This window comes from Cellulophaga sp. 20_2_10 (genome assembly GCF_023476645.1).
Lineage (GTDB): Bacteria > Bacteroidota > Bacteroidia > Flavobacteriales > Flavobacteriaceae > Cellulophaga.
Window position 1 is genome coordinate 738,196 of the sequence record NZ_JAMCOJ010000001.1, and the last position, 17,026, is coordinate 755,221.

The 17,026-nt window shown below is 32.9% G+C and carries 12 protein-coding genes; 5 read left to right on the top strand and 7 right to left on the bottom strand.

Translation table 11 applies throughout. From position 1 onward, the window contains the following. Window positions 1-2: 2 nt before the first annotated feature. Genes M4I21_RS03275 through M4I21_RS03285 form a run of 3 tightly spaced genes read right to left on the bottom strand, consistent with a single transcriptional unit; the run spans window position 3 to window position 3,634 of the window. The gene (locus M4I21_RS03275; protein ID WP_249557598.1) at window positions 3-1,337 is read right to left on the bottom strand and encodes a 4Fe-4S dicluster domain-containing protein; all 1,335 of its coding nucleotides are present in this window, start codon (window positions 1,335-1,337) and stop codon (window positions 3-5) included. A gap of 13 nt (window positions 1,338-1,350) precedes the next feature. Next, the gene (locus M4I21_RS03280; protein WP_249557599.1) at window positions 1,351-2,316 is read right to left on the bottom strand and encodes an MlaD family protein; all 966 of its coding nucleotides are present in this window, start codon (window positions 2,314-2,316) and stop codon (window positions 1,351-1,353) included. 40 nt (window positions 2,317-2,356) lie between these two features. Beyond that, entirely contained in the window at window positions 2,357-3,634 is a 1,278-nt protein-coding gene (locus M4I21_RS03285) for an N-acetylmuramoyl-L-alanine amidase family protein (protein WP_249557600.1), read from the bottom strand. Between the two features lie 52 nt (window positions 3,635-3,686). On the opposite strand from M4I21_RS03285, the gene M4I21_RS03290 reads away from it, so the two are divergent. Continuing rightward, window positions 3,687-6,434, top strand: coding sequence for a putative LPS assembly protein LptD (locus tag M4I21_RS03290; protein ID WP_249557601.1), 2,748 nt, complete (start codon window positions 3,687-3,689; stop codon window positions 6,432-6,434). A 47-nt stretch (window positions 6,435-6,481) separates the two neighbouring features. Beyond that, entirely contained in the window at window positions 6,482-6,862 is a 381-nt protein-coding gene (locus tag M4I21_RS03295) for a RidA family protein (protein ID WP_249557602.1), read from the top strand. 90 nt (window positions 6,863-6,952) lie between these two features. Here M4I21_RS03295 and M4I21_RS03300 read toward each other — a convergent pair whose 3' ends face one another. The 4 genes from M4I21_RS03300 to M4I21_RS03315 all read right to left on the bottom strand — a co-directional run bounded on the left by M4I21_RS03300 (window position 6,953) and on the right by M4I21_RS03315 (window position 14,487). Next, complete coding sequence (locus M4I21_RS03300; protein ID WP_249557603.1) at window positions 6,953-7,804, bottom strand: N-acetylglucosamine kinase; 852 nt, start codon at window positions 7,802-7,804, stop codon at window positions 6,953-6,955. Window positions 7,805-7,888: 84 nt separating this feature from the next. Next, a complete protein-coding gene (gap, locus tag M4I21_RS03305) occupies window positions 7,889-8,890 on the bottom strand; it encodes a type I glyceraldehyde-3-phosphate dehydrogenase (protein WP_249557604.1) in 1,002 nt (333 codons plus the stop codon). 21 nt (window positions 8,891-8,911) lie between these two features. Next, entirely contained in the window at window positions 8,912-9,898 is a 987-nt protein-coding gene (gene pfkA, locus M4I21_RS03310; protein ID WP_249557605.1) for a 6-phosphofructokinase, read from the bottom strand. A gap of 206 nt (window positions 9,899-10,104) precedes the next feature. Next, window positions 10,105-14,487 (bottom strand): translocation/assembly module TamB domain-containing protein, encoded by a 4,383-nt coding sequence (locus M4I21_RS03315; protein ID WP_502798708.1) that lies wholly within the window; start codon window positions 14,485-14,487, stop codon window positions 10,105-10,107. A gap of 82 nt (window positions 14,488-14,569) precedes the next feature. On the opposite strand from M4I21_RS03315, the gene tsaD reads away from it, so the two are divergent. From tsaD to M4I21_RS03330, 3 genes are read left to right on the top strand one after another with little or no spacing between them, the layout of a single operon-like run. After that, on the top strand, window positions 14,570-15,598 hold the full coding sequence (gene tsaD, locus M4I21_RS03320; RefSeq protein WP_249557607.1) for a tRNA (adenosine(37)-N6)-threonylcarbamoyltransferase complex transferase subunit TsaD: 1,029 nt from the start codon (window positions 14,570-14,572) through the stop codon (window positions 15,596-15,598). Window positions 15,599-15,629: 31 nt separating this feature from the next. Then, window positions 15,630-16,337, top strand: a complete 708-nt coding sequence (locus M4I21_RS03325; protein WP_249557608.1) for a 16S rRNA (uracil(1498)-N(3))-methyltransferase — start codon at window positions 15,630-15,632, stop codon at window positions 16,335-16,337. A gap of 37 nt (window positions 16,338-16,374) precedes the next feature. Beyond that, on the top strand, window positions 16,375-17,025 hold the full coding sequence (locus tag M4I21_RS03330; protein ID WP_249557609.1) for a DUF4159 domain-containing protein: 651 nt from the start codon (window positions 16,375-16,377) through the stop codon (window positions 17,023-17,025). The last annotated feature ends 1 nt before the right edge of the window (window position 17,026 follow it).

A 17,026-nucleotide genomic window follows, 5' to 3' on the forward strand; every position in this document is an offset into this window, starting at 1 on the left:
ATTTAAGATTCGTTTTTCCAGTTTAACCTATCCATTTGATTAAATGGCCAAGGCGCTCCGTTATTTTCTATATTCCCCATCATATTATTTAAATCTGATGGTGCTGCAGATTGCTCCATTACCAAGTAACGACGCATATCCATAATAATAGATAATGGATCTATACTTACAGGGCAAGCCTCTGTACAAGCATTACAAGATGTACAAGCCCACAATTCTTCTGGAGTAATATAATCTCCTAATAATTGTTTACCGTCTGCAACAAACTCGCCTTTATTTTTATCTATATTTTCACCTACTTCATGTAATCTATCTCTAGTATCCATCATTATCTTTCTTGGAGATAATAATTTCCCTGTTTGATTTGCTGGACACTCACTTGTACATCTACCACATTCTGTACACGTATATGAGTTAAGCAATTGTACCCAATTTAAATCTGTAACGTCTGATACTCCAAACTTATCTGGCTCACCTGTTTCTTCTGCTCCTTCTGCTGGTGCAGCAAAAGGATCTGCATCTGGATCCATCATCATTTTAACTTCTGCAGTTACAGCTGCTAAATTATCTAACTGTCCTTTTGGTTTTACTTTACCGTAATACGTATTAGGGAAAGCCAATAGAATATGTAAATGTTTAGAATAGTATAAATAATTTAAGAACAATAAAATACCCGTAATATGCATCCACCAAGCCGAACGTTCTACAACTATTAAACTCGCCTCTGACATACCACCAAATATTGGTGCTATAAACTGACTAATAGGAAAAGAACCCGCCTTAACATAATGCAGTGCATCTATAGTTTGCAATTGAAAGTCCGCCCCGTTCATTGTTAAAAACAGAACCATTAATACCAATTCTATATACAGAATTAAATTACCATCTTTTTTAGCCCAGCCTTTCATCTCCGGGTTCATAAAACGTTTAACTCTAATTACATTTCTTCTAATCCAGAAAATAACAACAGAAACAATGACTAAGAATGCTAAAATTTCAAATGAAGCAATTAACACATCATAAACAGCTCCAAGCGGAGCAAAAATACGGTGTGTACCTAGTAAACCATCAATAACAATTTCTAATACCTCTATGTTAATTATAATAAAACCAACATACACAATAATGTGTAAAATACCAGGAATAGGACGTACTACCATTTTGGTTTGTCCTAAGGCAATACGAGCCATATTTTTCCAACGCAATGGTTTATTATCGCTTACATCTACATCTCTTCCCAATTTAATATTACGGGAAAGTGTTTTAACATTTTTTGCAAAAAATCCTACACCGGCAACTAATACCAGTAAGAAAATAATGTTGGGAAGGTACTCCATATATAATAGTTAGTTAGTTTTTTATTTCAGCTGCAGGATCGTTTTCCGGTAACTCGTATTCTTTTTGTTTTTTTCCAAAAACAGAAACATTTACATAACGTTTAGGATTTAATCTAAAGTCTTGTAACAATAGATCTAACTCCTTAGATGCTCCTGCCAGATTATTGTAAAGTTCTTCATTGTTCATTAATTTTCCTAATGAACCTTCGCCTTTATCTATCTTAGTTAGTAATTTATCTAAGTTCGTTACTGTTTTTTGTAAACCAGCAATACTCTTATCTAGTTCAGCTTCAGATAAGGCCGTTGATATTTTAGAGAAATCGTCTGTTATCTTTTTAATATTAGACAAAGAACCTTCTAACTCCTCCTTATTATTGGCCATAATGCTATTAAGAGAGTTTGTAGTTACTTTAAAACTTTTAATTAAATCGTTTAAACCAGAAATACTACTTTGCAAGTCTTTCTTTGTTTTTACATCTAGTATATCATTAAAGCTAACTAAAAGAGAATCTGCATTAGATATTGCTCCTTCTACTTTAGTCTGCAAGGGTGCTAAATTTTGTTGTACTAAATCTGTTAAACCTGGCTTTGTATTTGTTACCAATGTATCTCCAGATTCCGCTAGTTTAGCATCGTCAAAAACAGGAATAATTTGTATTCCCTTACCTCCAATAATACCCGTGTCATATAATTCTGCTATACTGTTTTTGGAGAATTCAAAATCATTCTCTACAGTAAAAGTTACTAATAACTTTCCTGTTTTATCCTTAAATCTAATATCATTTACTTTACCAACACTAAAGCCGTTTATAGATACTTGTGTCCCTGGCTGTAGACCTCCTACATCATCATATATAGCATAAAATGTTTTACTATTATCAAACAATGGTGTTGCCTTTAAATAGCTAAACCCTAAAATAAATAGCAATATTCCGCCAATTACAATTATCCCTGTTTTAATTTCTCTAGATAGTTTCAATAGAAATATGTTTTGCTCTAAATTTAATTAGAATTATAAATTATTCTTTTGTGTACTTAATTGCTTCTTTTATAGTAATTCTCTTGCCGTCTTTATATGCTACAATATAAGAAGAAGTATACCCTTTTAAATCTGCATTAGACTTAATTAATTTAGCATCGTAATGAGATTTGGCGTGCCCGCTCATATAACGATACATTTTATTTACTGGTTCTTTTGATAACGCTCTTAACCCTTTAAAATTATCTGAAACTAAAGGTATAGATTTAGAACTGGCAAATAACTGTACCCTAAACTCTAAATTACTACTTGTTGCTAGCTGTTCTTCAACCTCTTTAGGCTTCGTTTCGGTTTTAACAACAACCTCTTTCTCTTTAGGCGCTTCTACAACTATTACAGGCTTTTTTTCTTCTGGTTTTTTTTCTTCTACTTTTTTCTCTTCAACTACTTTCACTTCTGCTTGTACCACTTCTTTAGGTTCTGGTGTGGCTGTAGATGCTGAAATTGCATTAGACACAAGCTGATCCATATAGGCCAAAACAGATTCCGCAATTGCCGTACCCATTTCTAATTGTCCTGATTTAGAATTTAAGTAAGCTCCTTCTCCTTTATTTGTTAAAAAACCTGTTTCTACCAGTACACTTGGCATAAATGTTTGGTGTAATACTATAAAACCAGCTTGTTTAACTTTACGGTCTGTACGCTTTAATTTTTTAGAAAATTTATCTTGTAACAACTTAGCCAATGCAATACTTTGGTCTAAAAACTCTTCTTGCATTATCGTTAAACCAATTACAGACTCTGGCGAATTAATGTTGTACTCAGAATAATTTGCCTGGTAGTTGTCCTCTAAATAAATAACTGAGTTCTCTTTTTTAGCAATATCAAAATTTTGCTTATTCGCGTGTAAACCTAAAACAAAAGTCCCTGCTCCGTGTGCATCTGATGTATGCGAATCACAATGTACAGACACAAATAAATCTGCATTTGCCTTATTGGCAATTTGTCCACGTTCAAACAAATCTACAAACGTATCGTCTTTTCTTGTGTACAAAACCTTAATATTTGGATTCTGAGACAATAACTCCCCTGCCTTTAAGACTATATTTAAGGCTATATTCTTTTCTAAATACCCATTACCTAAGTTCCCTGGATCGTGCCCACCGTGACCTGCATCTAACACAACCACAAACTTATCTTGGGCAGAAACTGTATTAAAAACAATACTTAAAGAAGACAACAAAAAGGTAAGCACCAATACTCCTACTGATGAAAACTTGGTACATTTTAATATATAATTATTAAATCTTTTATTCATTTAGGTTAAATTTATTCTAATGCGTATTCTAAAATAAAAAATATGCGTAAGTTTGAAACCCGAAATACCGAGCCAAATCAATACAAAAATAGGATTTATAGCCTTGCAATCAAATAAACATCGTTTACTTTTTTATTTACTCCTATTTCTAGGGGTTTTAAGCCTATCTGCACAAGAAGATAAGGTAATTCCATTAACTGTAAAGAAACAAAAAGATTCCATAGTAGCTCCTTTAATTCCTGCGGATATTATAAACAAGTCGCAAAAAAAAGACAGTATTACACAAGATTCTTCTAAAACCAAAGAACCTTTACTTGTAGATCTAGTAAAAAGGAAGGCAGAAGGCTATATGCGCTACGATCGTAAGGAGCAAAAAATCTATTTGTATGATAAAGCAGAACTGTACTACCAAGATACGGAATTAAAAGCGGGTATTATTATAATGGACCTTGCTAAAAATGAAGTGTACGCAGGTCGTATAAAAGATTCTACTGGTGTCTATTCTCAACTACCAGATTTTAAACAAGGTAGTCAAGTTGTTAAACCAGATTCTATTCGGTTTAATTTTGATACACAAAAAGCACTTATCTGGAACTCTAGAACAGAACAACAAGCTGGTTTAGGTAGTATTGGTAGCGATGCTATGAAAGTGTATGCCGAAAAAACTAAAAAAGAAAACGACTCTGTTTATTTTATGAGTAGAGCTAGAATAACGACCTCTAACGATACTGTTAATCCTGATTACTACATACTAGTTCGTAAAGGTAAATTTGTGCCTGGTAAAAAAATGATAGCTGGTTATAGTAATATGTACATTGCAGATGTACCTACTCCTATAGCGCTGCCTTTTGCATATTTCCCTATGAGTACAGGTAATACGGCAGGTTTAATTTTCCCTACCTTTGGTAGTGATCCTGACCGAGGCTATTTTTTACAGAATGGTGGTTATTATTTTCCTATAAACGAATTTGTAGATCTAACCCTACAGGGAGATTTCTACACCAACGGTAGTTATGGTTTTAGAGGACAATCTACCTATATTAAAAGGTACAAATACAGGGGTAATGTTAATATTAGGTATGAGAATCAGATAAATAGTCAAAAAGGTTTTGATGATTACAGTAGGGCTACCAACTACAACATACAAATATCGCACACACAGGATCCTAAAAACAATCCAAATTCTAGGCTTTCTGCAAGTGTAAACTTAGGTAGTAGCGATTATTATAGAAGTTCGTTAAACCAATACAACGTACCAAATACACAAAACAACAACTTATCATCATCTGTATCGTATTCAAAAACGTTTCCTGAGTACCCTTCTGTAAACCTTAGTTTAACGGCTACACACAACCAAAACACAAACACAGATGTTATAAACCTTACGTTACCTACAATGCAGGCAAGTATGGAACGTATTTTTCCGTTTGCTAAAAAAGATGGATTAAAAAAAGGAATTATACAGAATATTAATTTCCAGTATGATGTTAATGCCCAAAACCAAATAACAACTTCAGATTCTCTTTTCTTTAAGTCTGAAATGTTTGACGATGCAAAAGTAGGCGCAAGACACAGAATACCAATTAGCACAAACTTTAAAGTTTTTAAACAATTAAGTGTTAGTCTTGGTGGTTCTTATGAAGATGTATGGACATTAGAAACATACGATAAGTTTTACGATGCTGCTACCGATGCTGTGATTTCTGAAAAAATTAATGGTTTTGACCGTTACAACAAATACAGCTATAGTGCCAGTTTAGGAACTACAATGTATGGTACTTGGACATTTGACGAAAGCAAAAACATCCAGGCCATTAGACATACCATGAGGCCTTCTATTGGATACAGCTACTCCCCTTCTTTTGAAAAAACTTATGATGAGTATATGAATGCCGATGGTGAATATATTCAATACAGTAGGTTTGAAGGCACCTTAAATGGAGCCCCAGGACTTACCCAAAGTAGCTCGCTTAGTTTTTCGTTACAAAACACTTTAGAAGCTAAGGTAAAAGACAAGGATTCTACAGCAACAGAACCTAAAAAGATATCATTGTTAAGCAGTTTTAATATTTCTACCAACTATAATTTTCAAGCAGATTCTCTACGTTTAAGTCCGTTTAGAATTAATGGTGGTACCACCATATTGAATAAGAAAATGTCTATTAACTTTTCTGCTAATTTAGATCCTTATGCTATAGATAACAAGGGAACTAGAATTAACACCCTTAATATTAATAATGGCGGTAGCTTAGCTAGATTAACTAGTGCTAGAGCCAATATTGGTTACTCTTTAAGCAGTAAAATGTTTAATAAAAAAGAAGGCGAAGATGATGATGAGGAAGAAGACGATTCTTATGTAGCTACCAGTGGTGGTAGAACAGATGATTTATTTGGTACTTCTGATAATTTTAGCGACTCTAGACCCGGTACTAGAGGTGATGAAGATGAAGAGGTTGAAGAAAACCCGCTATACAGAAATGCAATTCCTTGGGATGTTAGATTGGCTTATGCAGTTAGCTATAGCAACCCTAACAGGCAAGATGAAATTAGCAACCACTCGTTAATGTTCTCTGGAAATGTTGACTTAACTCCAAGATGGAAAGTTGGAGTATCTTCTGGTTACGATTTTAAAAATCAAGGTTTTTCTTTAACACAATTGCGTTTTGAAAGAGATCTTAAGAGTTTTAGGCTTAACTTTAACTGGACACCATTTGGTACATACGAAAGATGGTATTTCTTTATAGGAATTAAGAGTAGCATACTTAAAGACCTTAAATGGGAACAAAGAAGTCAGAGATAATAGAGGTATTATTTATTCTTTTACATTAATTAAAACTACTAATTAAGATGAAAAAAATTATTACAACGGTACATGCACCTGCTCCTATAGGACCATATAACCAAGCTGTTTTAACTGGCAATACGTTATATATTTCTGGTCAAATACCAATAGATCCAAAAACAGGAGATTTGGTAGAGGGTGATATTAAAGCTGAAACTAAACAGAGTATGGAAAACTTAAAAGCTATACTAACAGAAGCCGGAATGACATTTGAAAACGTAGTGAAATCTTGTATTTTTGTAAACGATATGCATCAGTTTGCAGAAATTAACGAAGTTTATGGTTCTTACTTTAATGCAGATACTGCACCCGCAAGAGAAACGGTAGAAGTAGCTAACTTACCTAAATTTGTTAACGTAGAAATTTCTATGATTGCTGTTCAATAAGTAAAACAACAAAAATAAAAGCATAAAAAAAGCGTAACTCTAAAAGGTTACGCTTTTTTATTTATAAGCTATTTAACAACTACACTAGTATTAAATAGTGCTTCTATGAAAGTCTACCAATCCTTCAATTGGCCTTCTTCTTATAACACCTAAAATAAGGTCGTTTCTTTCTATAACTTTAGCTAATTCATCTCTTAAAAAATAAGAAATACTACCCACAAAATTTACAGGTACTTTAGTAGCCAATTCAAACTGCATTACATTGTTATTAATAAACTGTTGCAATCCTTTATTAATAACGCCTCTAGAATAAGGATGATCTTTATTCTCTATAATAAACCTAGCAAAAGTTGCCAAGTATGTATTTGGATTAGGCTGTTTGTATAAATTTTCTTTTATAACATCTGCTTCTAAATCATATTCAGCTGCAAACTTATCTGCCAAATCCTTAGGTATTTTATGAAAATAGTAATCTCTTAGTAGTTTTCTTCCAAAGAAGTTACCACTACCGTCATCCATTAAAATATACCCTAAAGATGTTACTTTTTGATGCACATTTTCTCCATCATAATAACTACAATTAGACCCTGTACCTAAAATACAAACAATACCAGGATCACCAAGCTTTGTAGTAGCGTGTATTGCCGCATAAGTATCTTCTTTTACCTCCGCTACCGCGTTAGGGAAAAAGACCTTAAAAATATCTTTTAAAAATAAGCGCATACGCTCAGTACCACAACCAGCTCCATAGAAATGTAACTTGGTAACTTTCTCTTTGTTTTTAGACAATTCAAAGTTATTAGCCAACCTATCTTCTATAACCTCTCTAGTTAATACTTCTGGACTTAAACCTAAGGTTTGCGTCATAAACAATTGCTCGCCTTTATCATTCAAGGCAATCCAATCTGACTTAGTAGCACCGCTATCTACAATTAAAATCATACGTTATTACTTAAAATTAATGTATCCTGAAAAAAAGTAATTATTAACCAATTTTCAGGATACTATATCACATTTATAAAACGATTATAGACTAGCTACGTGTTGTGCTAAATCTACCATTTTATTAGAGAAACCTGCTTCATTATCATACCAAGAAACTATTTTGAAAAACTTAGAGTTTAACTCCATACCAGCGTTTGCATCAAAAATACTAGTTCTAGAATCTCCAATAAAATCTTGAGAAACTAAAAGTTCTTCTGTATATCCTAAAACACCTTGTAATTCTCCTTCAGAAGCTGCTTTAAAAACTTTCTTAATTTCTTCGTAAGATGTTTCTTTTTCTAAACGTACCGTTAAATCTACTACAGATACATCTGCAGTTGGCACTCTAAAAGCCATACCAGTTAATTTACCCGCTAATGCAGGTATAACTTTAGTTACTGCTTTTGCAGCACCTGTAGAAGCTGGTATAATATTTAACATTGCACTACGGCCACCTCTCCAATCTTTTCTAGAAGGACCATCTACTGTCATTTGAGTTGCAGTAGTTGCGTGTACAGTTGTCATTAAAGCCTCTTCTATACCAAAATTATCATTTAACACTTTAGCTATAGGAGCTAAACAATTTGTAGTACATGATGCATTAGAAACTATAGTATCTGATGCTTTTACATCTTTATGATTAACACCCATTACAAACATAGGAGCATCTTTAGAAGGCGCAGAGATAACAACTTTTTTAGCACCACCATCTATATGGTATTGAGCCATTTCTAAAGTTGTAAAAATACCTGTACATTCTGCAACGATTTCTGCACCAACAGCATCCCACTTAATGTTTTTAGGCTCACGCTCTGCTGTAATACGTACAACTTTACCGTTTACTACTAAATGCCCGTCTTTAACATCTACAGTTCCATCAAAATTACCGTGAACAGAATCGTACTTTAAAAGGTATGCTAAGTGTTCTACATCTAATAAATCATTAATTGCAACAACATCTACATCTCCTCTTTTTATTGTTGTTCTGAAAACCAACCTACCTATTCTTCCAAATCCGTTGATTCCTATTTTTAAATTTGACATTTTCTTGCTTTTTGTTATTAATTATGTTGACATTATGTCTGAAACTCTAATGAGCTCTTTATCTATTTTTGTGTGTCCTTTTATTGCTTGTTCTATTGGTGTTAGAATAATTTTGTTATTCTGAGTGCCAACCATTAAGTTGCTTTTCCCTTCTAACAAAGCTTCTACAGCCCTAACTCCCATTCTACTCGCTAATACACGATCAAAACAAGAAGGTGAGCCACCACGTTGCATATGTCCTAGCACAGATACACGTACATCGTAAATTGGCAAATGTTCTTCTACATATTCCTTAAGTTCAAAAACATTTTTACCTGTCTTATCTCCTTCAGCAACAATTACAATACTAGACGACTTACCTGATTTTTTACTACGCTTTAAAGATTCTAGCAAACGATCTAAACCTAAATTTTCTTCAGGAATAAGTATTTCCTCTGCTCCCGCACCAACACCTGCATTTAATGCAATATGGCCAACATCTCTACCCATAACCTCAACAAAGAAAAGTCTGTTATGAGAACTTGCTGTATCTCTAATTTTATCTATTACCTCTACAACGGTATTTAAAGCAGTATCAAAACCTAGAGTGTAGGTTGTACCAAAAATATCGTTATCTATAGTTCCAGGAATACCCATTACTGGGAAATTATATTCTTGATTAAAGATCATTGCTCCGGTAAAACTACCATCGCCACCAATTACAACAAAAGCATCTATATTATTTGCTATTAAATTATCGTACGCTTGTTTACGACCTTCTTTTGTTCTAAAAGAGTCTGAACGAGCCGATTTTAATATTGTACCACCTTTGTTAATAATGTTGTTTACACTACGGGCATCCATTGGTTTAAAATCTCCTTCAACCATTCCTTCATACCCTCTATAAATACCTACACACTCTATCTTTAAATAAGCACATGTACGCACAACAGATCTTATTGCAGCATTCATCCCAGGAGAATCTCCACCAGATGTAAATACTGCTATTTTTTTAATTTTTGACGCCATTTATAAATTTATAGTAGTAAAGCTAGGAAACTTATTTTAATAAATTAACGGTATGAACCCTAAATTTTGGCACGACTAAAACTTCAAACGTTTTCGTTAATAAGTTTTATCAAAAGCTCTTAAAAATATGTGATTTTAAAGTCGAAAAATGATGAATTCTGAAGAAAAAATGATTTTTAGAAGATAGTCTTGAACTATATTCAATTTTAATTTTGAGCTGTTTTTTGCTTTTCCTTTACTTTTAGCTCTTCTTCTTTGCGTGCTTTTTTAGGGAAAATTTTATGCATTAACTCTTTAAACGTATCAAAATCTACTTGATATGTTAATCCAACTCCTTGAGTATATCCTTGACGCTCTGCTAAAAATTGTTGAATTTCGTTTTCTCTATTAAATACTTTAGCACTTAGTGTTCCTTTTTCATTTAAGATAACCTGTACTTCCATATCACCTGCAACAACAGATTCGCCAACACCACCTACAGGAACTCCAAACTTACCGTTAAACAAGATTCTTTCTCCAAGCCTTGTAGACACAGTTACACCAACTCTATTTTCTGTTTGTACCGCATTAGGATTAAGATTTCCTTGCTCGTACACAATACCTAAATCTAGGTTTTCTCCATTATTTTTAAAAACCGAATTAAGTAAACCAGATGCTGTTTGCGCTAGGTTGCCACTTAGCGCTGTTGCATTTAAGCCGCTTTCTTCATTTACAAAAGTTCCCTGCGCTAGCAAGTAAAATGCATTGTTTTGCTCAAAGTTATGATCTAGTAGTCTATATTCTAGTTCCGACTTTACAATAGAACTGGTTCCAGGAAATTCTATATTAAAATCTATTTCTGTTTTCTCTAATGGGCCTTCTAAGCTTACTACAACATCTACAGGGATACGGTTTCTGTAATCAGAGTTATCTAACAACGGAGCTGGGTTTGCTTCTAAAGAATATTTGGCTTTCATATTTACCTCAGCATTTAAAGGTGAACCATCCCAAATAATAGAACCTCCTGGCTCTACCGTAAACTTACGGTTTATGATACCTCCGTACTTGTAATTGTATTCGCCAGTAGCTGTCGCAAATTCGCCGTACATATTAAATTTACCGTTGGTATTAATTTCCATCAAAATAGTACCACCTCCTGTTCCTTTTAAAGAACTTTTTGTACTAGGATCTATTACAATCTCTACTTCTGCTTCTGGAGTTACATCTAAATCGAACATTAACTCTAAACCTTCATAGCTTCTAAGAACACGTCCTTTTTCTTCTTCTGTTTCTTTTGTTACAAAGTTTATAAAATTATAATCGCCCACAGTAGCTACATCACTTAAAGGTATTTTTAAAGAGGTTCCTTTAGCCGTTGCCCCTAACACATCTATATTAAGTGCTTTTGTAGGGCCATAAATTTTTCCGGTACCATTTAAATACCCTGTTCCATAGTATAAACTTTCTTCGTTATACTCTGTATTAAGAATTAAAAAACGATTGTTGTTTGTGTTTACATTTAAATCCAAATCCCACTTCGCAAATTCTTTATGACTAATAGTGCCATCTAACGTAGCTGTAGTGTTCATAGCAATATCTGTTAGCTGTATCTCTTCAAAATCAAAAGTTTGCTTAAACAGATTAACCACAGAGTTATCTGCAAAACTATAATCTACATTTAAATAATCTACACCTATACCTGCATTGCTTAAAAACAACTTGCCCGTAATTTCTGGGTTAGAAAGACTTTCTGTTATTTTTGCTTCACCATTTATAGATCCTCTAATATTAGTAATAATACCTTCTCCTAAAGCCGAAAAAGGTTCTAATAAAAAGTCTTTAAAATCTACATTTAAATCTGCTGTTGGTATATTGTCGTTATTATTAATAACACCAGTTACAACGAGGCGATCTTCCCCCTTATTACGCAAATGCGTTTCTACATCAAAAACAGTTAAATCATCGTTACCAACAACTTCTATACCTAGATTCCCTAATCTAATCTTATTAATGGTAAAATCTGTCATCGTTAAATTACTAGATGGCATATACTTCCCATCTTCTTGGTAAATATTTAAAGATCCATTTACCTCGCCATCTAACTCTAAATTTTTTAACGCTGGTGTTACTTTATATAATGACACGTCATTAAACTCTAGCAGTAAATCTTTGTAGGTAGAATCTATAACTTTACCGCTAAGTTTTATTTGCTCGTCTTGTGCATTGTTAAAGACAATTTCTTTAATATCTATACTGTCTAAAGTTGTATTAATAATAACCTTATTATTTTTATCCCTATTCTTATTAATTACCCACTCGTTTCCTTTTAAAAGAACAGTAGACCTTTTAAGCCCAATTACAGATCTATTGTCTTTGTTAAATGTGTGGTAAAAGTTTAAGAAGTAATTATCATCATACCCACGGCCACCAGCAAATTCCGTTCTAAAAAATAGCGTATCTTTTAACTTGGTATTGATCAACTTAAAATTTTTAACATCGTAAAAACTAGTAGTGGCATCGTCTACAGAAATAAAGGTATTAAAAAGCGGATTTTTATTATCAATCTTAACATCTATCTTATCTAACTTATTGCCATAAGCTTCTATACCGGGTGATTTAAATGTTAGTTTAAAATCTCCTTCGTCTGCAACAACACTTCCTCTAATAAATGTATTGGGTCCAAATTTAACCTCTGGAAAAAACACATCTACAATTTTATTGTAAACATTAAATTTAAAATCTACATACTGACCCTCAGATATCGTATGTGGTTTATAGTTGGTATAAATACTACCAACAGAATTCTGCATTAATTTGCCAAGCTCATTTACCCTAAAATTACCCTCTAAATAACCGGTAATAATATCTGGTGAGTTAATTGCTATTTTACGAAGAGAATCATTTTCAAAATCTGAAGTTACTTTAAAATCTTCAAAATAGTACGTATCGTTTTTATTCTGATAACTAGTTTCTGTAAATTTAATAGCACCAACAATGTTATCTAGTGTATTCCCTGTAATATCCATATTAATATTACCCTTAAATACAGAAACACTATCATTTATAAAATTTAAAGCTTTAAAATTTGCGTGATCTACAGATGCAATAAAATCGAACGTATTTTTTTCTGATGAAAAATCGGCAAGACCTTTAAAGTTTAATTTTAAGTTTTCATCATTGCTAATTAAAGCACCGTCAAAAAACTGTTCCTTTAATATACCTGAAACTACTTTTATATTTCTATACGTGTACTTATTAAATTGTATACTGTACACTTCCCCTGTAATTTCTGTGTTCATTGTTTTTGCAACAAACCCTTTACCGTCTACATTAATATCTACTGTTGCCTTACCAAAGCTTTTAGACTCTAAAAAGCTAGCCAGATCAAAATCTATTAAAGAAACAAAACCGTGATAATTTGCATTATCTATATTATTAATATTTGTAAGTTCTATATCTGCATAACTACTACCAATGGCCGTATTTATATTTACCTTGGCTTTTACCAAAGTTTCTGTAATAGAGGTGGTACCTCTAACTGTAAATTGTCCAAATTTAGCAAAAGAAGAAGGCAATACACTCCCCAATATGTTTGGTAATAAAGAGCGCAACTCATAATAACTAGTCGTTACACTTTTCATATTAGCATCTATAACATAAGGCTTACTTAGTGTAAATAGGTTTTTAAAGTTAAAATCGCCACGAACACCAGTGTTATCAGAAAAAAGCATAAGACGATCTGTTTTTAAATCGTTTAAAACACCGCTAACCTTTGTAGACAAGGTTACTTTTTTACCACTACCAAACTCATTATAGAGCATGTTAATATCGTCTAAAGCAACTTCTGAGTCTGTAAAGTTTGCATCTATCTGCACTTTATTAATAAAATCTGCAAAGTCTTTACGATCGTAATTAAAAACTAAATTCCCTTTTAAGTTAGACTCTTTTGTTTTTATCTCTAAAGCGTCAAATCTCATTTGAGTTCTAGAATACTTAAAGGCCGTGGTTAAGTTTTCTACCTTAGGTCCTTTTCTACTTGTAAAGGTAAGTGTGTTTATTTGTGCAGATACATCTGGTCCTAATATTAGAAAATCTGTTGCTCCAATATTCAAGTTTTTAAAATCTAACTGCTGTGGTCGTTCTAAATTATCATCAATTAACTGAAACCTACTATTTTCTATTCTGACATTAGAAGATCCTAACTTAAAAGGTTTGCTACCAGCAGCACGTGGTTTTTTATCATCTAATTTCTGTATAAAAACTTCTAAATTAGTCGAAGGGTCCCCTTTATATCTTTTTAATTTTAAATGAAGATCATCTATGTCTATATCTCCAAACTCCAATTGACCTTTTACTAAATTTTTTATATCTAAGATAGACGTGGTAAGATCACCTATATAAAAAAGAGTGTCTTTTTTTTCATCTTCTGCGTAGATGCCTTTTGCAGAAGTGTTCCAAGTAATAAAGTTAACTTTAAGCTTGTCTATTTTTAAATTGGTACCATAATCTTCGTTTATGGTTTTTGTTGCATAATTAGCTAAGCTCGTCTGTACAGAAGACAAGGAAAAAATAAGGGTCGTAATAAGACAAAGCAGTATAATAACCAGCAATATTCTTAGTAGTATTTTAAATAGTTTTTTGATAGCCCTTTATGTTTTACCTTTGTTACTTCAATATTTATTCCAAAAATACGTGGAAAAAAACAATATATACATACTTGCAATAGAATCTTCTTGTGATGACACGTCTGCGGCCGTTTTACATAACAGTAAAATGCTTAGCAACGTTGTTGCTACGCAAAAGATTCATGAAGAATATGGAGGTGTTGTTCCCGAGCTAGCCTCTAGAGCACACCAACAAAATATAGTGCCGGTGGTGCACCAAGCATTAGCTAAGGCAAATATCAACAAAAAAGACTTATCTGCAATAGCTTTTACAAGAGGACCTGGATTAATGGGTTCCTTGCTTGTTGGTACTTCTTTTGCCAAATCTTTAGCCCTGGGGTTAAACATACCTTTAATAGAGGTTAACCATATGCAGGCTCATATTTTAGCTCATTTTATTGATAACGAATCTGGTAAAAAACCTACATTCCCATTTATTGGAATGACTATTAGTGGCGGACACACGCAAATTGTGTTGGTTAAGAGTTATTTTGATATGGAAATTTTAGGTCAGACTTTAGACGATGCTGTTGGTGAAGCCTTTGATAAAAGTGCAAAAATATTAGGCTTGCCTTATCCTGGAGGTCCTTTAATAGATAAATATGCACAATTGGGTAACCCTAAAGCTTTTCCTTTTCCTAAATCTAAAGTAGGCGCATTAGACTTTAGCTTTAGTGGGTTTAAAACAAGTGTACTCTATTTTATACAAAGAGAAACACAGAAAAACCCTAATTTTATTACCGAAAACTTGAATGACATTTGTGCTTCTATACAGTACACAATTATTAGCGTTTTATTAGACAAATTAAAAAAGGCAGTAGCGCAAACCGGAGTAAACCAAATAGCTATAGGTGGCGGCGTATCTGCTAATTCGGGAATTAGAAAGGTTTTACAGGAAGCAGAACAAAAACACGGTTGGAAAACTTTTATTCCTCCTTTTGAATTTTGCACAGACAATGCTGCTATGATTGGTATTGTTGGTTATTTAAAATACAAAGAAGAATTATTTGCTACACAAGAAATAACAGCAAAAGCACGTTACGTAATTAACGAGTAAACAAAACAAACAGTAACCTAATTATAAATTTATGCAATTATTTTATAGCGAGACATTAGACAATAGTATTTCTCAATTTGTTTTTCCTTCAGAAGAAAGCAAACATATTGTTAAGGTGTTACGTAAAACGGAAGGAGATGAATTGTACATAACCAATGGTAATGGCTATTTATTTACTGCTAAGATTATGGTTGCTGATATGAAAAAATGTAAGGTTCAGATTATTTCTAAAGAAAAAAAACACAGACCAATGCATTGGATGCACGTAGCTGTTGCACCAACTAAAATGAATGATAGGTTTGAGTGGTTTTTAGAGAAAGCTACTGAAATAGGTATAAACGAGATAACTCCTATAATTTGCGATCATTCTGAACGTAAAATTATCAAATTAGAACGTATGGAGAAGGTATTGCAATCTGCGATGAAACAATCCTTGCAAACGTACCTTCCAAAATTAAATGCTCCTATTGCATATTCAGAATTTGTAAAAAAAGAACATAAAGATCTACTGTTTATTGCACATTGTGAAGATGAGGAAAAAGCAGAACTTAAAAGGAGAGTTGCAGCAGACAAAGACGTAACTATTTTAATTGGACCAGAAGGTGATTTTTCTCCCTCTGAAATAACACAGGCCTATGAAAATGGTTTTATTCCTGTATCTTTAGGTAAAAACAGATTGCGTACAGAAACTGCTGCTATAGTAGCCTGCATCACTGTTGCTATGATAAATAACGGATAGTATTTTTTAAATCCATAATTACAACACCATTAATTTTATGAAAAAAACTGCTCTTTTTTGCTTGCTACTATTATTTGTTACCACAACAGCTTTACAAGCACAAGAAATTGCTATTTTAAAATACAATGGTGGCGGAGACTGGTACGCTAACCCTACTGCATTGCCTAATTTAATTCAATTTTGCAATACCGAAATAGGAACAAAAATAAAAGCAAAACCAGCAACCGTAGCGGTTAACAATGTTGGTATTTTTCAGTATCCTTTTTTACATATGACGGGACACGGTAATGTGGTTTTTTCTGATGAAGAAGCAGCAAACCTAAAAACGTATTTATTATCTGGTGGGTTTTTACATATTGATGATAATTTTGGTATGGAACCTTACATTAGAAAAGAGCTAGCAAAATTATTTCCCAACAATAAACTTGAAGAATTAGGCGCAAACCATCCTATATTTAACCAAAAATATAAATTTACTGATGGTTTACCTAAAATACACGAGCACAACGGAAAAAGACCACAAGCTTTTGGCATAACTCACAATAATAGACTTATATTGTTATTTACTTTTGAGAGCGATTTAGGTGATGGGTGGGAAGATCCAGAAGTTCATAATGATGCTCCTGAAGTAAGATTAAAAGCTTTACAAATGGGAGCCAATATTATTAAATACGTTTTTAACAACTAAA